This is a genomic window from Actimicrobium antarcticum, assembly GCF_039536745.1.
GTDB lineage: Bacteria > Pseudomonadota > Gammaproteobacteria > Burkholderiales > Burkholderiaceae_D > Actimicrobium > Actimicrobium antarcticum.
Genome location: NZ_BAAAZE010000003.1, coordinates 131,836 through 153,024 on the forward strand (window position 1 = coordinate 131,836; position 21,189 = coordinate 153,024).

Consider the following 21,189-nt stretch of genomic DNA (forward strand, 5'->3'; position numbering starts at 1 on the left):
ACCCCGTTTTTGGGAACCCGCAGGGCAGCGGTCTAGCGGTCGCCTTTTTCTTGGTTACTGCTTTTTGGCGAAGCAAAAAGAAGTGACCGGCTGCCGGGCCGCCCCCGGCTTCGTCATGACGGAGCACAAACCGTTTTAGCTACCGCAGACCGCAAACCACCAACCGCCAACCGCGCAGGAAGCCAACCCACATTAGGCTCCCCAGCCCACCCCGCAACCGCCAGCTCCCGCGAACATCCGCAACACGTCGCATCACCACGTGCACACAACCGATAACCCCCATCATCCACCGCATATACCCCTCCGCATCCCAACTGCTACCCTAGCGTCATCAGTCAACTGAAGGCGATCCCCATGTCCGAGCCCATCCGCTTCTACTACCGCGGCACCGTCCATCACATCAACCACACCACACCGCTGCGCACCGTACTCCAGCATCTGCGCGAGGACCTGCATTGCACCGGCACCAAGGAAGGCTGTGCCGAGGGCGATTGCGGCGCGTGTACCGTGCTGATAGGCGAGTTGTCGGATGGCGAGGTACGGCTCCGGACGATCAATTCCTGCATCCAGCTGCTACCCGCTCTGGACGGCAAAGCCCTGTTCACCGTCGAGGACATGCAGCAGCCCGGCGGTGCGCTGCATCCGGCACAACAGGCGATGGTGGAATGTCATGGTTCGCAATGCGGTTTCTGCACACCGGGGTTCGTGATGTCGCTCTGGAGCCTGTACCTGCAACGCGAAGGCGAAGGTCAGTCGGCGCCACCATCACGCAAGCAGATCGACGATACGTTATCCGGCAACCTGTGCCGCTGCACCGGCTATCGACCCATCATCGCCGCCGCCGAACGGATGGGACAGTTGCCGCCGGTACGCTTCGATCGCGCTGCGCTGGCCGCCACGCTGCAAGGCCTGCAGCGCAGCGGCATGCTGACCCATGCGATCGGCGACGGGCACACCTTCTTCGCGCCGCGCACGCTGGCCGAGGTCATTCAATTGCGCACACTGTATCCGGCGGCGACGATCCTGTCCGGCTCGACCGATGTCGGCCTGTGGTTCACCAAGCAGTTGCGCAATCTGGGCGACATCATTTATCTGGGCCAGGTCAGCGCTCTGAAGACGCTGCACCTGCGCGGCGACCAGCTGGACATCGGCGCAGCCGTATCGCTGGACGACGCCTACCGCGCGCTCTGCGACCACTATCCGCAGGAACTGAGCGAGCTCTGGCAGCGCTTCGCCGGGCAACCGGTGCGCAATGCCGGCACGCTGGGCGGCAATGTCGCCAACGGCTCGCCGATCGGCGATTCGATGCCGTGGCTGATTGCACTCGGCGCTTCCGTGGTGCTGCACGGCAGAGCCGGCGAGCGCGTGCTGGCGCTCGAAGACCTGTATCTCGGGTATCAGAAAAAAGACCTGCAGCCCGATGAAATCGTCGCTGCGATCCGCATCCCGTTGCCACAAGCCGGCCGCCACTTCCGCACCTACAAACTGGCCAAGCGCTTCGATCAGGATATTTCGGCGGTCTGCGCGGCGTTCGCCATCAGCCTCGATGGCGCAATCATTCGCGAAGCGCGCATCGCGTTCGGCGGCATGGCGGCCACGCCGAAACGTGCCGCGCAAGCCGAAGCCGCCCTGCTCGGCCAGCCCTGGACCGAGGCCACGCTCGCCCACGCCATGACCATGCTGGCGCAGGACTATGCACCGCTGAGCGACATGCGCGCGTCGAGCGCCTACCGGATGAAAGCGGCACAAAATCTGCTCAAACGCTTCTGGTTCGAAACCCGTCCCGAGGCCCCGCTCGCGCCGCAGCAGGTCAACGCGTTTGCCCACGGAGAGCGCGCATGAACGCCCCCATCGAATTGCCTGGTGTCTGGGCCGAAGTCGGCCAGTCGCATCCGCATGAATCTGCCATCCTGCACGTCCTCGGCAGCGCCACGTATGCCGATGACGTCACCGAACTGCACGGTACGCTGCACGCCGCGCTGGGCCTGTCGCAACAGGCGCATGCCAGCTTTACGCAGATCGATCTTGCGGCAGTGAGGGCATCAGCCGGCGTGGTCGCGGTATTCACCGCCGCCGATATTGCGGGCGTCAATGACTGCGGTCCGATCCTCCATGACGACCCGGTATTTGCCGACGGGCTGGTGCAGTATGTCGGCCAGCCGCTGTTCGTGGTGGTGGCCGACACGCATGACAATGCGCGTCGCGCAGCCCGTCTGGCGCAGGTCGATTACACCGTGCTGCCGGCCCACCTGACGGCCGCATCCGCCCACGCCGCCAAGTCGTACGTGCTGCCGCCGATGCGCCTGCAGCGCGGCGACTTCCAGCGCAAGTTCGCCGCCGCCCCGCACCACGCCACCGGCACGCTGTCGGTCGGCGGCCAGGAACAGTTTTATCTAGAAGGCCAGATCGCCTATGCGATTCCGAAAGAAAATCGCGCCATGCTGGTGCTGTGCTCGACCCAGCATCCGTCCGAAATGCAGCATGTGGTGGCGCATGTTCTGGGCCTGCAATCGCACCATGTGACGGTCGAATGCCGGCGCATGGGCGGCGGTTTTGGCGGCAAGGAATCGCAGTCGGCATTGTGGGCAGCCGCCGCCGCGCTCAGTGCTGCGGCACTGCAGCGCCCGGTCAAATTGCGCGCCGACCGCGACGACGACATGCTGGTCACCGGCAAGCGCCATTGCTTCGACTACGACTACGCGGTCGGCTATGACGATGACGGCCGCATCGTTGCGGCCAAGGTCGAGATGGTGCTGCGCGCCGGTTATTCCGCCGACCTGTCGGGCCCGGTCGCGACCCGTGCGATCTGCCATGTCGACAATGCGTATTACCTGTCGGATGTCGATCTGAGCGCGGTGTGCGCCAAGACCAACACGCAATCGAACACGGCGTTTCGCGGCTTTGGTGGCCCGCAGGGTGCGCTGGCCATCGAATATGCCATCGATGAGATTGCGCGCACGCTGGGTCGCGATGCACTCGATATCCGTCGCCTGAATTTTTATGGCGACAGCGGCCGTGACACCACGCCCTACGGCCAGCAGCTCGATGACAACGTCATCCATGCACTGGTCGCCGAACTTGACGACAGCAGTCAGTACCGCCAGCGCCGCGTCGCCGTGAACGCCTTCAATGCCAGCAGCCCGCTGCTTAAAAAAGGCCTGGCGATCACGCCGGTGAAGTTCGGCATCGCCTTCAATGTCAACCACCTGAATCAGGCCGGTGCGCTGGTGCACGTGTATGTCGATGGCTCGGTGCTGGTCAATCATGGCGGCACCGAAATGGGCCAGGGCATCCATACCAAGGTCATGCAGGTAGTGGCGCAGGAACTCGGCATCGCGCTGGCGCACGTGCGCGTTACCGCCACCGATACCAGCAAGATTGCCAACACCTCGGCCACGGCGGCATCAACCGGTGCCGACCTCAACGGCAAGGCCGCGCAAGATGCGGCACGCCAGATCCGCGACCGCCTGGCGACGTTTGCGGCCGGCCAGTACGGCGTGCCGGCCAGCGAGGTGCGCTTCGCCGATGGCCGCGTACTGGTGGCTGGACAGTCGCTGGCTTTTGCCGATGTGGTGGCCAAGGCCTATCTGGCGCGGGTGCAATTGTGGTCCGACGGATTCTATGCAACGCCGGGCCTGCACTGGGATGCAGCCAGCATGACCGGGCATCCGTTTTCGTATTACGCCTACGGTGCTGCGGTATCGGAAGTGCTGGTCGATACGCTCACCGGCGAATGGAAACTGCTGCGCGCCGATGCACTCTACGACGCCGGCCAGTCACTCAATCCCGCGATCGATATCGGTCAGGTCGAAGGCGCGTTCATCCAGGGCATGGGCTGGCTCACTACCGAAGAACTGTGCTGGAACAAGGACGGCAAACTGACTACGCATGCACCGTCGACCTACAAGATACCCACCGTCTCGGATTGCCCCGAGGACTTCCGCGTGAAGCTGTTCACGAACCGCAATGTGAGTGACAGCATCCATCGCTCGAAAGCGGTGGGCGAACCACCTTTGTTGCTGCCGTTCTCGGTATTTTTTGCGATACGCGATGCCGTCTCCAGCGTCGGCGGGCACCGGATACATCCGCCGTTGCATGCCCCGGCCACCAGCGAAGAAATCCTCAACGCCATCGAAGCGGTCCAGCTGGCCGCGGGTGCAGTGTGAGTTTTTTTACCGATTGCCCGAATGGCGTACTGGTCACGGTGGCGGCAGTCGCGGGTTCTGCACCACGGGAAACCGGCGCGAAAATGCTGGTCACACGTGACCGGCAAATCGCTACCATCGGTGGTGGCCATCTGGAATTGCGCGCCTGCGAAATTGCCCGCGAGATGCTGGTGCTGCCAGCCGCACGCCGACTGGAACGCTTTGCGCTCGGTCCCAGCCTCGGCCAATGCTGCGGTGGCGTCGTGCATCTGGCCTTCGAGCGGATCGATGCGGATCAGGCCGGCCACGTCGCGCTGCTCGGCCAGCGCTGGCAGGAGCGTCGCGACACATGGCGCGTGGTGGCGCTCGATGCCATCAGCGCGCCGTCACTGCTGGACGACCGCGGCCAGTGCCTGGATGGCCCACCGACACCGGTGATCGACCGCGCGCTGCCGACCCATATCCTACGCGACGCCGCCGCCCAGCACTGGCTGGTTGATCGCTGCCTGGCTTATCGATCGCATTTGCTGCTGTTCGGCGCCGGTCACGTCGGTGCGGCAATCGTCCGCGCATTGGCCGACCTGCCCTGCCATGTCACATGGATCGATCAACGTGATGACGTGTTCCCGGCCAGCGTACCGGCCAATACCACCATCGAGATCACCGACACGCCGCAATCAACGGTGCGCGCCGCCAGTCCCGGCAGCAGTTTTCTGGTAATGACACACAGCCACGCGCTCGACCAGGCATTGTGCGAGGCCATCCTGCAGCGTAACGACGCTATCTGGTTCGGTCTGATCGGCTCCACCACCAAGCGCCATCAATTTGAACATCGCCTGCGCGAACGCGGCATTCCCGACCAGCGACTGGCCGGCATGACCTGCCCGGTCGGTATCGACGGGATCAGCGGCAAGGCGCCAGCCGTCATCGCTGCCGCGGTTGCCGCCCAATTACTGCAAGTCTGGGAAGCCAGTCTTGTACCTCACGCCAAAGAACACCAACCATGAACACCGACCTCCAACCCACGCTGCACGCCTACCGCGCCAGCCTGCTGCACTTCACTGCCGACCCGGCGTTCGACGCCGATGCCCATGTGTGGCATGCGGATGGCTTGCTGATCGTCGATGGCGAGCGCATCCTCGCCGCCGGCGATTACGCGACGCTGAAAGCCACGCTGCCCGACCAGGTTGCGATCACCGACTACCGCGGCAAACTGATCGTGCCCGGCTTCATCGACACGCACATCCACTATCCGCAGACCGATATGATCGCCTCGCCCGCACCGGGTCTGTTGCCGTGGCTGGAGACGTACACGTTTCCGACCGAACGGCAGTTTTCCGACCCGCTGCATGCACGCGAGGTGGCGGATTTTTTTCTGGATGAACTGCTGCGCTGTGGCACCACCACCGCAATGGTGTATTGCACCGTGCATCCCGAATCGGTCGAGGCATTTTTCAGCGCCAGCGCAGCGCGCAACCTGCGCATGGTGGCGGGCAAAGTCATGATGGACCGCCACTGTCCGGCATTTTTGCAGGACACGGCCGAAGGCGGCGCACGTGACAGCGAGCTGCTGATCAACAAGTGGCATCAGCGTGGCCGGCAGATGGTCGCGATCACGCCGCGCTTCGCACCCACTTCCAGCGACGCGCAATTGCAGCTGGCCGGAGAACTGGCGCGGGCCTATCCGAGCACCTTCGTGCAAACCCATGTGGCCGAAAACACCGATGAAGTCGCGTGGGTCGCGTCGCTGTTTCCAAAGGCGCGCAGCTATCTGGATGTCTACGAGCAGGCCGGACTGCTGCGCGAGCGCAGCATGCTGGCGCACTGCATCTGGCTCGATGCCGACGACCGTGCACGGATGGCGGCGACCGGCGCGGCGGTGGCGATCTGTCCGACCTCGAACCTGTTCCTGGGCAGCGGCCTGTTCGATTTTGCGGCGGCCGATGCGGCGCGGATGCGCTTGTCGCTGGCGACCGACGTAGGCGGCGGCACCGCCTTTTCGATGCTGCAGACGATGAACGAAACCTACAAGGTCGCGCGCATGGGCAACACGTATCTGCCGGCGCTGCGGATGTTCTATCTGGCCACGCTGGGCGCGGCGCGCAGCATGCAGCTCGATGGCACGATCGGCAATTTTGCGGCTGGCACGGAAGCTGACTTCATCGTGCTGGACCCGCAGGCCACGCCGCTGCTGGCGCGACGCACGGCACGGACCGATAGCCTGGAGGAATTGCTGTTTGCGTTCGCGATGCTGGGGGATGACCGGGCGGTGATGGCGACGTATTCGGCAGGACAAATAGTGCACAGGCGCAGCGGGGTGCAGCGCGCAGATTGACGTTCGGGTCGGGCAAGGTGCGTCGGCTGGCGCGGCTGGCTATCTGGCGCAGCGCAGAACCCGACACGACACGACATCCATCAAGAATCGCCGTCGGTCCGGCCACATCTGTTTGTTACAATGAGGCTCACTTTCCGTCAGGCGTCGACCATCATGCGCACTTCAACAATCTGGCCCCTCTTTATCCTGTGCGTTGCAGCAACAGCAACGCCCATTCTGGTCCAAGCCCAAACCGGCAAGGACGCTCCACCACCCCCCAATCTGCAAAAGCTGGAAGAAGGCGCGGCGCCGGACAGTACGGTGCGCCCCTCCGACAGCCGCGGCAAGACCACCCAGAAACGTGAACAGGGTGTCGTCACCGAAGTGCAGGTGCAAAGCGGCAAGAGCAATTACCGGGTCAAGCAAAGCGCCGGTCCCGGCAATGCCGCGCCGGGCGATGCCCAGAGCAATGCCGTGCGTCCACCGCAATGGACCGTGAAAGAATTCGACTGGGGCGGCAAGAAACAAGTCAAACCCGGCGAGCAGGTACCGGATGCACCGGCACCACCGCTGCCACCAGCACCGCCAGCCAAAAAATAAGCCACGGGTGCATCACTGCACCCGATCCCTGAACGCGCGTTGCGCCTTGTCGCACGCCCCCTATCCCGTACCCGCACATGGCAGTCTTTACTCCGGTCACGCAAGACGACCTCACCACCTGGATTACCCAGTTTCCGCTCGGCGTCGCATCGTCGATCCGGGGCATTGCTTCCGGGATCGAAAACAGCAACTTCTTCATCACCACCGAGCATGGCGAATTCGTCCTGACGATTTTTGAAAAACTGACGTTCGCGCAGCTTCCGTTCTACCTGCAACTGATGCGCCATCTGGCCGAAAGCAACGTGGCCGTACCAGCGCCGATTGCCAACAACGCCGGCGACCTGATCACGCCGCTGCACAACAAACCCGCCGCCATCGTCAGCAAGCTCGATGGCAGTTGCCAGATGGACCCGGCGCCGTCACATTGCGCCGCGGTCGGCGCGATGCTGGCCCGCATGCACCTGGCCGCCGCCGACTTCCCGATCCGCCAGCCCAACCTGCGCGGGATCGACTGGTGGCGCAGCACGGTGCCCACGGTACTGTCGTACATGGCGCCGGAGTCGATGATCCTGTTGCTCGACGAGATGGAATTCCAGGAAGGCTTTGCCGATTCCGAAGCCTATATGGCATTGCCGAACGGCCCCATCCACGCCGACCTGTTTCGCAACAACGTGATGTTCGACGGTGACCGGCTGACCGGTTTCTTTGATTTCTATTTTGCCGGCTGCGACACCTGGTTGTTCGATGTTGCCGTCACCGTCAACGACTGGTGCATCGACCTCGACAGCGGCGTGCTCGACACCAGTCGCGTCTGCGCGCTGCTCGATGCCTATCACGCGGTGCGGCCATTCACTGCATCAGAAAAGATGGCCTGGCAACCCATGCTGCGTGCGGCAGCACTGCGCTTCTGGCTGTCGCGCCTGTACGATTTCCATCTGCCGCGCGACGCCGAAATGCTGGTACCGCATGACCCCGGCCATTTCAAGCGCATCCTGCAAGAACGCATTGCCACCGCCGCACCTACCCTACCCTGACCCATGACCCATCTTCCTGCAAAGACCGGCTGGCTGTGGCTGAAAGAAGGCTTCGCGCTCTTTCGCAAACAACCTGTCGAACTCTCTACGCTGTTCATCAGCTACATGTTCATCATGATCGCCATCGGCATCGTGCCGCTGCTGGGACAGGTGGCGCCGCTGATCCTGGTGCCGGTATTTTCGATGGCGTTCCTGAGCGCCAGTGCGCAGGTGCGCAACGGCGAACGGGTCTTTCCGAAGCTGCTGTTCGTGCCCTTCCGTTCACCGGCGATCAAGGCGCTGCTGCTGCTGGGGGTCTTGCAGCTGGCCACCGGCATGTTGGCGCTGGGTGCGTCGGTATTGGTCGATGGCGGCGTGTTCTGGAAAGTCATCAGCGGGCAAACCGGGCTCGATCCGAAGGTCGTCGCAGAATCCAATATGGGGCTGGCGATTCTGGCCGCCGCGCTGGTGTACCTGCCCGCCTCAATGGCATTCTGGTATGCCGCACCGCTGGTTGCGTGGCAAAAAATGGGCGTGGTCAAAGCGGTGTTCTACAGCTTCTTTGCGGTGCAGCGGGAGTTCCGCGCGTTCCTGGTATATGGCCTGGCGTGGGTTGCGGTGGGCGTGATCTTGCCGACGGTGACGAGTCTGTTGCTGGCATTGATATTCAACAGCGCCAGCATGATCGTGATGGTGATGATGCCGTTGTCGATGTTGCTGACGGTGGTGTTGTATAGCTCGTTTTATATTACTTATACGGATGTATTTCCGGTGCCGGAGCAGGAGCCGGTGAAAGCGGCGGGGATTGATATTGACGTGTGAGGCTGGATGGCTGGTGGCACACCGGCAGCGGCGGTCGCGATCTGCGTGCTCCGAATTCCGCAAGCAGGGTCAGAGTTTTTTTTCGCAGGGGTATCGCGAAAATTACGCTGACCCCGCAAACGGATTGCGGAGTGCAGGCGTGGCGCACCGGAAACCAAGGTCGCGATCTGGGTGCTCCGAATTCCGCAAGCAGGGTCAGAGTAATTTTCGCGGTGAAGCGCTGCGAAAAAAAACTCCGACCCTGGTTGCTGCGGATGTGGTGTGCAGCGATTTGCAACAGCCAATGATCCGGTTGCCCGATCAAGCTTGCCGATCCGCCGCTACCCTCAAGCCACCTTCTCCAGCTTCGCAATACTCAAATCCAGCAATTTCATCCCGTGCCGCCCAAAATTGATATGCGCCCGCGCATTCATGCCGCCGCCTTCGATGTTGACGATGACGCCCTCGCCAAACTTGGCATGCACGACCGATTCACCAATCCGCCAGCCATTGTCTTTAACGCGCATTCCCAGCGCCGCCGATGGCACGGCCGGCGCATCGACCCATGCTGCTTTCGGGCTGTCGTAGCGATAAAACGGCTGCACCTGCGGCGACAACCACTTCAGCGACTCTTCCGGCAATTCTGCAAAAAACCGTGACTTGAGGTTGTAGCGGGTTTGCCCATGCAACATCCGCGTTTGCGAAAAACTCATGTACAAGCGCTGGCGCGCACGCGTGATGGCGACGTACATCAGGCGGCGCTCTTCTTCGACACCAGCCTCTTCCTTCTGCGCATTTTCGTGCGGAAACAAGCCCTCTTCCAGACCGGTAATGAACACCGTATCAAACTCCAGCCCCTTGGCCGAATGCACCGTCATCAGTTGCATCGCGTCCTGCCCGGCGGTGGCCTGGTTGTCGCCGGCTTCGAGCGACGCATGCGACAAAAAGGCCGAGAGCGGCGACATCACCGCTGGCAACGGTGCGTCGGCGTCGAGTATTTCCGACCCGTCGTCCAGTACGATCCCCGCACCGCTCATCGGCGCACTTTGCGGTCCGAGGAACGCCGGCGCGTCGTGGCCGAAGCCTTCTTCGTTGACGAAGACGGTGGCGGCATTGACCAGCTGCTCCAGATTCTCGACGCGGTCGGCGCCTTCTTTTTCGTGTTGATAATGGGTGATCAGGCCGCTCGCAGCCAGCACCACAATGACCATTTCCGGCAGCGCCAGTTGTGCGGTTTCGAAGCGCGTGCTTTCGATCAGGTTGACGAAGGCACCGAGCGACGTGCCGGCCTTGCCAGCCACATGCGGCACTGCCGCGTACAGCGACAGATTGTGCGCCCGCGCGGCATCCTGTAATTGCTCCAGCGAGCGCGCACCGATGCCGCGCGTCGGGAAGTTCACTACGCGCAAGAACGCCGAGTCGTTGTGCAGGTTATCCATCAGCTGCAGATAGGCAATCGCACTCTTGACTTCGGCCCGCTCGAAATAGCGCTGGCCGCCGTAGACCTTGTACGGAATGCCGGCCGAGAACAGCGCGTGTTCAATCACCCGCGATTGCGCGTTCGAGCGGTACAGCACGGCGATTTCACTGCGCAGCGCGCCGTCGGCGATCAGGTTTTTGGCTTCGTCGATGATCCATTGCGCTTCCAGCAGATCACTGGTGGATTCATGAATACGGACCGGTTCGCCATGACCGGCGTCGGTACGCAGGTTCTTGCCGAGGCGCTTGGTATTGTTGGCAATGAGGACGTTGGCGGTATCGAGAATATGGCCGTGCGAGCGGTAGTTCTGCTCCAGCTTGATCAGGTTCTGCACATTGAATTCGTGCTCGAAGGCCGACATGTTGCCCACATTGGCACCACGGAATGCATAGATACTCTGGTCATCGTCGCCCACCGCAAACACCGCACCCCGGTTGCCGGCCATCAGCTTCAGCCAGTTGTATTGCAGGTTGTTGGTATCCTGGAATTCATCGACCAGGATGTGCTTGAAGCGCGCCTGGTAATGCTCGCGCAACGGCTGGTTGCGGCTCATCAGTTCGTAGGTGCGCAGCAGCAGCTCGGCAAAATCGACCACGCCTTCGCGCTGGCACTGGTTGTCGTAGTAATCGTAGAGCTCGACCATGCGGCGGTTGTAGTCATCGCTGGCATCGACGTCGCTGGCACGCAAGCCCTGGTCCTTGGCACCATTGATGAAGTACATCAGATTACGCGGCGGGAATTTTTCGTCGTCGACATTGAGCGCCTTGAGCATGCGCTTGATCATCGATAACTGGTCCGACGAATCGAGTATCTGGAAAGTTTGCGGCAAGCCGGCATCGCGGTGGTGCGCGCGCAGTAACCGGTTGCACAGGCCATGGAACGTCCCGATCCACATGCCGCGGGTGCTGGTCGGCATCATCGACGACAGGCGCAGCGTCATTTCCTTGGCGGCCTTGTTGGTGAAGGTCACAGCCAGTATGCCGTTCGGTGCCACCTGCCCGGTCTGGATCAGCCAGGCGATGCGGGTGGTCAGCACACGGGTTTTGCCGGAGCCGGCACCAGCGAGGATCAGCGCATGCTGTGCGGGTAATGTAACGGCGGCGAGTTGTTCGGGATTGAGGTTGTGAAGGAGATTTTGCATCGGGGGATTATAGCTGCCATGCCCGGAAGCGGGAGACGGAATGGGGCTACGCAAGCGTGTTAGTACCTTGCTGCCGCCAACGCAAGCTGGCGCGTGGATAGGGCTGGCAACCCAGAACTGTCAAGGTGCGCTTTGCCTGCAAATTTCAGCATGCAAACGACCGACTGTAGGTTGGGCTGCAAAGCCCAACATGCGTCAAGTTCCGTATGCGGTCGAAGCAAGCGGAAGGAGTTTGGCTCCGTCGGGCAGCGCCTGCCTTGATACGTCGGCGTGCTAACAATTTGCGCTACCGACAACCGTACAACAACCTCACAGAGAGCTTGACGCAAGTTGGGCTTTGCAGCCCAACCTACGATTCGGCAACAGAAACGACTGCCGACCGGACAGGCAGGTTGACGCACGGTCAACCTGCCAACTCTGCTGCCCAACCAGCAAGCGGACAAGCCCGCAATCAATGGCGCCGATGGTCAGGGCAGTGTCCCGGGTCTTATGTGGTCGGGTCGTTGTCAGACGCAAGTGCCGCTGCGGTTTCTGCATCCAGTTGCGCCTGCAGTGTCTCCAGCCGAGTTTGCAGCAAGTTGACCTGCCCGTTGAGTGCCGTGTTGGCAGCTACCGCGGGATCTTCATCATGAAAAGCCTCCGGATGCGTCAGCATGTACATGGCTGCGGTGACGGTATCTGGCGCGTAATCGGTTGGATGCAACAGCACATTCGCAAGATCTTGCGGGGTCAGGGTTGCCTTTCCTTCCCACAGTTTTGTGTCGGCCAATAGCGACTGCCGGGCCATGGACGGCATCGGATCCATGTTGGCCGGGAATGGGCCCATGGTTGTGGCTTGCTGTAACTGCGCGCGCGCCGCAACCGAGGCCAGAGCGCGTTGCATGAAATCCTGATTGGTGGTGTCAAATGCCACGGTCGGAGCAACGACTGTCGCCGGCACGGAGGTGGCAAAGCTGGTCAGGTCACGACGCCAGACTTCACCATCCCGCGCACCATTGGTATTGATGCCATCGGCAAGGCTGAATTGCGGCAAATTCCTCAGCATCACCTTTGCGGCATGCGTGGTGTCAGGCGAATGCTGCTCGGGATGGTTGACAATATCTTTCAGGTCGCCGATATCAAGATAGCTTTTTCCTTTCCACAAATTATCATCGCCGGCCAGGATTTCGGCGGCATCCGCCGAGTGTTGCCAGGCACGGCTAGGGTGGGCGGCATTGTTGACGGCGGGCGGGGTTTGCATGGTCACGTGCTTGCTGTAGCGGGCCAGGCCCTCCGGCGATATCGTGCGACCGGTATTGCTGCCATTTGCGCCAGCGATGATTTTGGCGAGTTGTCCCGGATGGTTGAGCAGGATCTGGGCTGCGCGTACGGTATCGGGCTCATGTTTTTCGGGATGGTCGACAATATCCTGCAGTCCGGCCTCATCGAGGGTGACACCGTCGCTCCAGAGATTGGCATCGTCGGCGAGGATATCGGCCGCATACGCAGAACGGCGCTCGTTGCGCTGCACCGGCGCCTGCTCGGCGTGATCACCCTGCCCCGTGATGCCCAGCATTGCTTGCAGCCAGGGAGGCAAATTGTTTTTCAGCCAGTCGGCGATGCCTTGCCGGTCGGCGGGTGCGACTGGGGTGCCGATGACAGACGGTGGCATATAGGGTGTCGGCATTGTTGAGGCGAAGGTTTGCGGCGGCACTGAAAAAGGCATCGTCCGGTATTGCGTAGCCCCACCCTCGAACGGCATCGGTCCTGCGGTAGTCACGATAGGAAGTTGGCTTTCTGGAATTTGAAACGGCATCGTAGCGATGTTCAGTTCGGTAGAGGAAACTCCGCGAGTCATCATGATAGCTCCTGGTGGTGAGGCATTAAGACTCAAGCAGAGTCCGAAAAGTAAAGGCTGGCAGGCATAAAGCAGGTCGTGCAGCGGGTGTCGACAACGCTGTCCTGTCGCATCGACGATGGCGCATCGCTTCCCGATCTAGACGGATCGTCATGCCATGGCACCTACGCCTCGGGCAGGACGGTCACGCCGATGACAGGAGGAGGTAGCGCAGGCGTGCATTGCGATGCTTGCCCCTGATTTTCCTGTCATCGGCACTCGGTACAGCGCAGATGACGACACCTCACAACCGCTCGCCTGCCGCGATCAGCGACCAACCGATTTGCATGACTAATTGCTTTACTGGATGGGCAATTGAGGCTGCTGTCATTAGATAAGTACCCCACTCGGCAGGGTAGTTCCGCGCTGGCGGCATGACGTTTCGGGGTCGTTACACAGCGTCGACCAGGGCCGCGACAGATGCTGCCAAAGTGCGCATCGGTGGAACTTTTGCAGTGATTTCCCCACGCATGGGCTTGCCGTATCGAGCGGGCGACTGGGATGCAACAGCATAGGCCGGGCTTGCCGGAGATCGACTGATGTTCGGGTCGATCAATCAATCCATAACGAGAATAAAGAACGTAATCACCATGAAGTTACCAACCGTATTGCGACAGGCCCTGGCGTTAATCGGGGCAGGCAATGAGCACCCGCACACTCCGCAACAATCCCATGAGGCGCTGCTGCCCGTATGGCGAAAAGCACCCGCCAGGCCAGCGTGCGGGACAGGGTTTTGTTCCCGGCACCATCGCGATTCGGCGGCGCGAGATTTGTTGATGCAACAGATTCCGGTGGCGCAGGTGGTTTGCCCGCCTGACTCTGAGGCTGTTGACGGCACCTCCGGCGAGGTGGCAATACCGATGAGTCCGCCGCCACTGGGCAAGGGCGTTACCAACATACCGACGGTTCTTCCGGAATGGTTTTTGCGACGGTGATCATGGCAGACGCTGTCACCTGTCGAAGTGTGTCACGCGGCAAAGTCGTCAAACGACTTCACCAGATGCCGCACGCATGCTTGCGGTCAGCCTGCAACATGGCTTTCGTTAGCGTCGGCTGATTGGTTTTTATCTTGCCGTCGACTGCGTGGGCAATGCGCGTCCACGCGATGACTGTACTTAACAGTGCGGCCCTTGAGCAAGTTGCGTAATGGTTCCGCGGCAAGCTAACTCTCCACGGTCTGTCGACGTTGCGCAGTTGCGCTTCGCTGTTGTCAATTCACGGCGGGACTTGCATCCACAAGAGTGCACTCATGCCGGGCAGACCAAAAAAAATCCCCCAAAATACTGGGGGATTTACCTGACTGCAGCTCGTGGCAAGACACGCTATCGTATTTGGCAAATTTACAGGCTACTCCAGCTCCAATCATCACAAAGAAACATCTTCAAAAAAATTATCGCATTTGATGTTCAAAGAATTTTTAAAGCCACGTTACGACATGTTCTCAATTCTAAAGGTCGATTTTCCACCACATATCTGAATGAAATAATCAGGATGAGCAAGGATATATCTTGCGGCGTTTTTCCTCTTTTCTGAGACCGTACCATCGTTAATCCATGTAATCAGGTCTGCGTAACTCATCTCTCCACTATTACGATCTTGCATAGCAGCTTTCGCCTCTGCATTGGTGGTAATCACACTTCCTGGCCCTACGTCCTTTTGTTCCAAGAGAGGATCAAGACTAGGCGCCGTTTTTTCACTTGTTTGAAGACCTTTAAGATTCGACATATCGTCTCTGCTGAATTTTGAGTCATCACCCATCACTTTTTGCAAAAGTTTAGGGTGACTCAGTAACCACTTTGCTGCATTCCGTACATCCGCTGGTACGCCAGGATCGGTAGAAACCCTGTAAAGATCGTTCAAGTCAGCTCCATTACCTTTTGCTGCTTTGTAATTCTGACCTTGACTCCCCCAAGTTCCACTTTTATCGTTAAAAAGATAATCCGAGTCCTTGAGTGTATCAATACAGGTTTGTTCGTTGAAGGTGGTGTCGGGTAAAGGAGCACCTGCTGCTGGAGCCACAGGATTATTAGCAACTACGAAATTTTTCGCTCCATCCAACTTATTGAACAGTATAGGATTATCATGAGATTTGAGCTGCATTGCGAATGCTTCAGCCACCATGCCATCCGGCGTAAGCGTGCCGTCTTTATTGAAATACTTGTAAAACACTTCTGGTTTTTTGAAGTCATCGTTATAAATCGCGGTAAACTTCTCTCTGCTTGCCATGTCTTTAAAGAACTGGTCTTTAGGGTCCATCTTCTCAATCGCGGTTTTAAAGTCACCTGGCATAAACATCCCCGCTATAAAACTCTGATATTGCTGAGTCCCTACATCTAAAGGATAAACATCCGTTTCTGTTGAAGGTTCGGTTGCCGTAATTGATTGTGGTAATCTGTCTGGCAAAACTGTAGTAGTTGTAGTAGTAGTTGCTGTCACTCCTGCCGTAGTACTCGTTTCGCTTGGAGCAATAGGAGTGGGTACATTAAATTGCTGTCTCAGACTGTCTTCACCAGGGCCGTTTGGACCAAAGGCTGTATCTTCAGAATAAGCTTTAATGATGCCAAGTTCCTTGGCGGTTGTTTCTAGTTCACCACGCTTGTATTTTTCAAAAAGACCTTTTATGCCGTCTGGATTCTTAGCCTGTTCCATAATATAGTTTTTAAGCTGACTATTACCATTCATAAACTCAATTTGATCGGACTTTGTTGCGGCAATGGCATTGTTATATCCGGTTGGACCCGCATTTGCATCGTATCTCTTATCTTCTTGTGTCCCCCATGCACTCTCGGAAACAGGCAGTCCACGTGAGGACTCATTGGCAACTGGTGTGGTTATTGGAGCGGAAGCTGGCACTTTAAACATAGTGCGCAGCTCGTCCTCTGACAGCGATCTCTTTTGTAAATTTTTAATAATGCCGATTTCCTTTGTACTTGTTGCATAATGCTCCGAACGGTATTTCGCCAAGATGCCGTTTATTCCATCTTTTTCATTAGCGTGTTCTCGAATATAACCTGCAAAATTCGGATTTTGAGCGAGGTATTTCGTTACATCTTCATCTGTGGCCGTAGGGGCTCTATTGAAGTCGTCATCAGATGCTCCGCTATCGAGAGGTATATCCGCTTGTTTTGACCATTCGCTCTCACCAGTACTTGGTGCGCCTGGTGTCGGTGTTGTTGGTGTCGGTGTTGCTGGTGGCGTTGTTGCTGGTGGCGTTGTTGCTGGTGGCGTTGTTGCTGGTGGCGTTGTTGCTGATGGCGTTGTTGCTGATGGCGTTGTTGCTGATGGCGTTGTTGCTGATGGCGTTGTTCCTGGTGCTACGGGTGTCGTGGCTCCACCATATGATTCCGAGCCAGGTGCATTATTCCCAAATGCTGCAATCGTATGCCCCTCTCGAATGGATTTTTTCTGCGCGTCTGATCTCCCATTAAATAATCTGGAAAAAAACCCTCTCTGCGATTCTTTATCAGCGGCACACCAGTCGTCAGTTGTAACTGCCGTTTCTTTACCAGGTCCGCGATCTCCAATAACTGTCGCGTCTCCATTACTCCCAATTTCATAGGTGGTATGCGTCGCAGCATCATAAATAATGTCACCTTGAGCATAGGTATTACTGTCATCTGCGGGCTTATCATCAACGGAGCCATCAGTATGGTAAACAGTAACTTTAGCTCTATGTTCAAGATTAATAGTCTTTTGAGTAGGAGTAAACTCAGCCATGGCAATCCCCGATCAGGTGTTCACGTTTAAAAAGCAATAAAATTAACCGGTACTAAATTCTTGACTGGAATGATATTGCTGCGGCAATCACTTGATAAGTAGTGCAAAAGGTGAGTCAGTTCCAACAGCGGGAGAATTTTGCCGTGCGAGATGTTAAAAAGTCAGCAGAACCCCTGTTCATCAATTATTGGAAGATGCGGGCGGTTAAATACCGGAAGAAAATCCAGAAAAGTCTGGTGTATTTACCCGTTCCCGGACAAACAACCCGGCAAACCCCGCTGCCGCAGCCCGCACATCCTGTGCCCCGTACACACTACTAATGGCCGCCACCATCTGCGCCCCCTGCGCCACCAGCGGCTGCGCATTTGCCACCGTCATGCCGCCGATCACCACCACCGGCAAATCGATCAGTGCCCGCGCCTGCGCGATGATGGCGGGCGCAGTCGTGACCGGATATTGCTTGACCCGCGACGGGTAAAAACCACCGAAGGCGATATAGCTGGCGCCGCTGCGTTGCGCAGCCAGCGCCAGTTGCAGGTCGCCATAACAGGACGCGCCGATGATCTTGTCCGGTCCGAGCAAGGTCCGCATCTGCGCGACGCTGGCATCGGTGCCGCCGACATGGATGCCGTCAGCATCGAGCGCGATGCAGAGCTCGGCGTGGTCGTTGATGATCAGCGGGCGGGCGTGGCGGCGGCACAGTGCCAGCAACGCGCCGGCCTGTTCCAGACGCTGTGTGGCATCGGCGGTTTTGTGCCGGTATTGCACCAGCGCGGCGCCACCCAGCAGGGCTTGCTCCGTGACGTGCAACAGGCGGTCGGTGTCGTCCCAGTCGGGGGTGACGAGATAGAGTCCGTTCATGATTTTTCCTTGAGAGTGTTCTGGTGCCAGTCGACGTTGCGGTTCGGGATGCGCTGGCCGTCGGCGATGGCAAACGATTGCTCCAGCGTGCGATGGCAGAACGCCTGCGCCAGATCGAGCGCGGCTTCCATCGGCATGCCGCAAGCCAGCGCACCGGCAATCGCACCGGCCAGCGTGCAGCCGCTGCCATGGAACGCACCGGGCAGGCGCGGCCAGTGCCAGCTGCGGCTCGCGCCGTCGGTGTACCAGCGATTGACCACCTGCGTATCGGTGCCGTGGCCGCCCTTGAGCAGCACGTGACCGCAGCCACGGCGCAGCAAGGTATCGATCTGCTGTTCGGCGCGCCGGTCGCCGGCGCAGAGCACGGCAGCTTCGGGCAGGTTGGGCGTGAGCAGCGTGGCCAGCGGAATCAGGTCGGCCAGCATCGCAGCGGCATTGTCGGCAGATAGCGGGTCACCATGGCCGCTGGCAAGAACCGGGTCCAGCACCACCGGCAGGTCGGGATTGCGCAAGCGCAGCGTGTGGATCACGTCGATGATGATGGCGGCGTTGGCGAGGTTGCCGATGACGCCGATCTTGATGGCGGCGATGTCGATCTTGTCGATCAGCGCCTGCGCCTGTTGCTGTAGCCAGCGCGCCGGTACCGGATAGACGGCCTGCACGCGGTCGTTGTCCTGCACGGTCAGCGCGGTGATCAGCGCCAGCGCGTGCGCGCCCATCGCCCCGATGCTGCCGATATCGGCCTGGATGCCGGCCCCGCCGCTGGGGTCGGAACCGGCAAAGACCAGCACGCAGGGTCGCGTCATGCCGGACGGCCTTGCATCGGTGACGATGGTGATGCGGCGAAACGCCTGGGCATGCGTCCTGCCAGATAGGCGTGGCGGCCAGCCTGGATCGCCAGTCGCATCGCATGCGCCATGCGCACCGGGTCGCGGGCGCCGGCAATGGCCGAATTCATCAGCACGCCATCGCAGCCCAGCTCCATCGCAATGGCGGCATCCGAGGCGGTGCCGACACCGGCGTCGACCAGCACCGGCACGGTGGCCTGCTCGATGATCAGTGACAGATTCCACGGATTCAGGATGCCCATGCCGGAGCCGATCAGCGAGGCCAGCGGCATCACGGCGACGCAGCCGATCTGCTCCAGCAATTTGGCCTGGATCGGATCGTCGCTGCAATAGACCATCACGTCGAAGCCGTCGCGCACCAGGGTCTCGGCGGCCTTCAGGGTTTCGGGCATGTTGGGGAACAGGGTTTTGTCGTCGCCCAGCACTTCGAGCTTGACCAGCTTGCGCCCGCCCAGCAATTCACGGGCAAGTTGCAAGGTATAGACGGCGTCGGCGGCGTTGTAGCAACCGGCGGTGTTGGGCAGGATGGTGTAGCGCGACGGCGGCACCACGTCGAGCAGGTTGGGTGCGTTCGGGTCCTGGCCTATGTTGACGCGGCGGATGGCCACGGTGATGATCTCGGCGCCGCTGGCTTCGGTGGCAGCGCGGGTCTGGTCGAGGTCGCGGTATTTGCCGCTGCCGACCAGCAGGCGCGAGCGGTAGGTGGTGCCGGCGATGGTGAGGGGAGTGTCGGTGAATGGGGCGTTGGTGTCGTTGAATGCGTCGGCGGTCATGGGATCGGTTCAGTGTCGGAAGTCAGGATGGGCAGGAGGGCACGATGCGCAGGTGACATCGCCCCTTCCTGCTCGGGTCAGTACGGCTTTTCCCGCAGCCATTTATTGGCGATGATCTTAGTGCCTTTTTCAACTGGCAAACCGGCATGCAAGGTCTTTTTATCGGGTAAGCCGAACGGCGTGGTGTTGCGAAAAAACAGGGCGCCTCCTTTTTGTGGATGAATATCCAGGCCGATGCCGGGGAACGACGTACCGCCGCCCTCCTCGACATCGGTCAGGTAGAGAATGATCGTGCCGAGCCGCTGGCCGCCTTTGTCAAGGTGTTTTGCCGTACCCGGCAGCGCGGGATCGAACCAGTCGACATGCGGGCGGTACTCGTTGCCGGCCTGGTATTTTTGTAATTGCAGCGGTTCGGCATGCGCCACCGGCCACCCGGCCAATGCGGCCAGGCGTGCATCGATGCGTGCGACCAGGTCGGTTTCACCGCGCTGGATATGTGCGCTTTCGCTGGTGCGGGCGACATCGTGCCGTTCGACGCCAGAATCGTTATCGATCGTCTTCGAGCGGGCAAAGCGGGACCGGCTTAGTTCCGCCATCGCATCGCACTCGTCATCGCTCAGCACATTGCCCAGCAAGACGATGCGCGGAATCGCCACCGACAGCAGCACATCCACCACCCGATCCGGCAAGGCAATCTTGTTGGCTGTGGTATCGATCTCCGGCAAGGGTGGCCGCACGAAGCTCTCGGGATGGCTTTGCAAATGCGCCTCCGCCAGCGCGAACTCGGCCAGCGTCCGGTCGAACGGACCATCGCGCTCCATCTTCATCGCCAACTCTTCCGGATCGCAGCCCTTGGCCAGATTCTCGATTACCCAGTGTTGCCAAGTCGCAGGGAGGCGTTGCAATGCGTTTTTTTGCATGATGGTTCTCTCTTGTGCTGGATATCGCGGGAAGGCAAGCGTCGTAAGGACGCCCCGAGGCAGGCCGTGGATGTGGGGGCCCTTCCTGTATATGGCAGCGGGAGATGAAAAGTTCATCATGTGAAAATAATTAGGGTCAGAGTGAATTGATTACAACGGTGGCGCGCCACATCAGCTGCTTTTACCAACCACGGCAAATCACATCAGCAGCAACCAGGGTCAGAGTTTTTTTTCGCAACGATTCACCGCGAAAATTACACTGACCCTGCTTGCGGAATCCGGAGCACGCAGATCGCGACCTTGGTTTCCGGTGCGCCACGACGGCGCTCCGCAATCCGTTTGCGGGGTCAGAGTAATTTTCGCGATACCCCTGCGAAAAAAAACTCTGACCCCGGAAACTGGCTTTTACAGCGTGCCGCCTTCGCACCATCTACACCACCCGCTCTTGCCAATGAGCGCGAATCACATCGGCTGCTTTTGCCTACGTTCACGAATTCATTCGGCAGCTTTTACCAACTGCCGCAAACCACAACAGCAGCAACCAGGGTCAGAGTTTTTTTTCGCAATGCTTCACCGCGAAAATTACTCCGACCCTGCTTGCGGATTCCGGAGCACGCAGATCGCGACCTTGGTTTCCGGTGCGCCACGACGGCGCTCCGCAATCCGTTTGCGGGGTCAGAGTAATTTTCGCGATACCCCT

Annotated in this window: 14 protein-coding genes; 7 read left to right on the top strand and 7 right to left on the bottom strand. The window is 59.5% G+C overall.

The window, feature by feature from the left end:
* Window positions 1–354: 354 nt before the first annotated feature.
* The 7 genes from xdhA to ABD720_RS02540 all read left to right on the top strand — a co-directional run bounded on the left by xdhA (window position 355) and on the right by ABD720_RS02540 (window position 8,894).
* Entirely contained in the window at window positions 355–1,842 is a 1,488-nt protein-coding gene (xdhA, locus tag ABD720_RS02510) for a xanthine dehydrogenase small subunit (protein ID WP_344761638.1), read from the top strand.
* Complete coding sequence (gene xdhB / locus ABD720_RS02515) at window positions 1,839–4,166, top strand: xanthine dehydrogenase molybdopterin binding subunit (protein WP_344761639.1); 2,328 nt, start codon at window positions 1,839–1,841, stop codon at window positions 4,164–4,166. Before xdhA ends, xdhB begins: the two co-directional genes overlap by 4 nt.
* Window positions 4,163–5,152, top strand: coding sequence for a xanthine dehydrogenase accessory protein XdhC (gene xdhC / locus ABD720_RS02520; protein ID WP_344761640.1), 990 nt, complete (start codon window positions 4,163–4,165; stop codon window positions 5,150–5,152). The genes xdhB and xdhC overlap by 4 nt, the downstream gene beginning before the upstream one ends.
* On the top strand, window positions 5,149–6,480 hold the full coding sequence (gene guaD, locus ABD720_RS02525) for a guanine deaminase (protein ID WP_344761641.1): 1,332 nt from the start codon (window positions 5,149–5,151) through the stop codon (window positions 6,478–6,480). The genes xdhC and guaD overlap by 4 nt, the downstream gene beginning before the upstream one ends.
* Window positions 6,481–6,633: 153 nt before the next feature.
* Window positions 6,634–7,059 carry a DUF2782 domain-containing protein gene (locus tag ABD720_RS02530; protein WP_344761642.1) on the top strand — a complete coding sequence of 142 codons (426 nt, stop codon included), beginning with the start codon at window positions 6,634–6,636 and terminating at the stop codon, window positions 7,057–7,059.
* 77 nt (window positions 7,060–7,136) lie between these two features.
* Window positions 7,137–8,093 carry a homoserine kinase gene (locus ABD720_RS02535; RefSeq protein WP_344761643.1) on the top strand — a complete coding sequence of 319 codons (957 nt, stop codon included), beginning with the start codon at window positions 7,137–7,139 and terminating at the stop codon, window positions 8,091–8,093.
* Between the two features lie 3 nt (window positions 8,094–8,096).
* Entirely contained in the window at window positions 8,097–8,894 is a 798-nt protein-coding gene (locus ABD720_RS02540; protein WP_344761644.1) for a BPSS1780 family membrane protein, read from the top strand.
* Between the two features lie 326 nt (window positions 8,895–9,220).
* Here ABD720_RS02540 and ABD720_RS02545 read toward each other — a convergent pair whose 3' ends face one another.
* The 7 genes from ABD720_RS02545 to ABD720_RS02575 form a co-directional block, all read right to left on the bottom strand.
* Window positions 9,221–11,494: a UvrD-helicase domain-containing protein gene (locus ABD720_RS02545; RefSeq protein ID WP_344761645.1), complete on the bottom strand. Its 2,274-nt coding sequence runs from the start codon at window positions 11,492–11,494 to the stop codon at window positions 9,221–9,223.
* Between the two features lie 487 nt (window positions 11,495–11,981).
* Window positions 11,982–13,160 carry a hypothetical protein gene (locus tag ABD720_RS02550; protein ID WP_344761646.1) on the bottom strand — a complete coding sequence of 393 codons (1,179 nt, stop codon included), beginning with the start codon at window positions 13,158–13,160 and terminating at the stop codon, window positions 11,982–11,984.
* Window positions 13,161–14,798: 1,638 nt separating this feature from the next.
* The gene (locus ABD720_RS02555) at window positions 14,799–17,087 is read right to left on the bottom strand and encodes a hypothetical protein (RefSeq protein WP_344761647.1); all 2,289 of its coding nucleotides are present in this window, start codon (window positions 17,085–17,087) and stop codon (window positions 14,799–14,801) included.
* 204 nt (window positions 17,088–17,291) lie between these two features.
* Window positions 17,292–17,948, bottom strand: coding sequence for a thiamine phosphate synthase (thiE, locus tag ABD720_RS02560; protein WP_344761648.1), 657 nt, complete (start codon window positions 17,946–17,948; stop codon window positions 17,292–17,294).
* On the bottom strand, window positions 17,945–18,754 hold the full coding sequence (thiD, locus tag ABD720_RS02565; RefSeq protein WP_344761649.1) for a bifunctional hydroxymethylpyrimidine kinase/phosphomethylpyrimidine kinase: 810 nt from the start codon (window positions 18,752–18,754) through the stop codon (window positions 17,945–17,947). The genes thiE and thiD overlap by 4 nt, the downstream gene beginning before the upstream one ends.
* Complete coding sequence (locus ABD720_RS02570; protein WP_344761650.1) at window positions 18,751–19,569, bottom strand: thiazole synthase; 819 nt, start codon at window positions 19,567–19,569, stop codon at window positions 18,751–18,753. The genes thiD and ABD720_RS02570 overlap by 4 nt, the downstream gene beginning before the upstream one ends.
* A gap of 77 nt (window positions 19,570–19,646) precedes the next feature.
* Entirely contained in the window at window positions 19,647–20,489 is an 843-nt protein-coding gene (locus ABD720_RS02575; RefSeq protein ID WP_344761651.1) for a 2OG-Fe(II) oxygenase, read from the bottom strand.
* Window positions 20,490–21,189 lie beyond the last annotated feature (700 nt).

Excerpts from the sequence above, each read along its gene's own strand:
- xdhA (WP_344761638.1), top strand. The coding sequence starts at position 355 with ATGTCCGAGCCCATCCGCTTCTACTACCGCGGCACCGTCCATCACATC.
- xdhB (WP_344761639.1), top strand. The coding sequence starts at position 1,839 with ATGAACGCCCCCATCGAATTGCCTGGTGTCTGGGCCGAAGTCGGCCAG.
- guaD (WP_344761641.1), top strand. The coding sequence starts at position 5,149 with ATGAACACCGACCTCCAACCCACGCTGCACGCCTACCGCGCCAGCCTG.
- ABD720_RS02530 (WP_344761642.1), top strand. The coding sequence starts at position 6,634 with ATGCGCACTTCAACAATCTGGCCCCTCTTTATCCTGTGCGTTGCAGCA.
- ABD720_RS02535 (WP_344761643.1), top strand. The coding sequence starts at position 7,137 with ATGGCAGTCTTTACTCCGGTCACGCAAGACGACCTCACCACCTGGATT.
- ABD720_RS02540 (WP_344761644.1), top strand. The coding sequence starts at position 8,097 with ATGACCCATCTTCCTGCAAAGACCGGCTGGCTGTGGCTGAAAGAAGGC.
- ABD720_RS02545 (WP_344761645.1), bottom strand. The coding sequence starts at position 11,494 with ATGCAAAATCTCCTTCACAACCTCAATCCCGAACAACTCGCCGCCGTT.
- ABD720_RS02550 (WP_344761646.1), bottom strand. The coding sequence starts at position 13,160 with ATGCCGACACCCTATATGCCACCGTCTGTCATCGGCACCCCAGTCGCA.
- ABD720_RS02555 (WP_344761647.1), bottom strand. The coding sequence starts at position 17,087 with ATGGCTGAGTTTACTCCTACTCAAAAGACTATTAATCTTGAACATAGA.
- thiE (WP_344761648.1), bottom strand. The coding sequence starts at position 17,948 with ATGAACGGACTCTATCTCGTCACCCCCGACTGGGACGACACCGACCGC.
- thiD (WP_344761649.1), bottom strand. The coding sequence starts at position 18,754 with ATGACGCGACCCTGCGTGCTGGTCTTTGCCGGTTCCGACCCCAGCGGC.
- ABD720_RS02570 (WP_344761650.1), bottom strand. The coding sequence starts at position 19,569 with ATGACCGCCGACGCATTCAACGACACCAACGCCCCATTCACCGACACT.
- ABD720_RS02575 (WP_344761651.1), bottom strand. The coding sequence starts at position 20,489 with ATGCAAAAAAACGCATTGCAACGCCTCCCTGCGACTTGGCAACACTGG.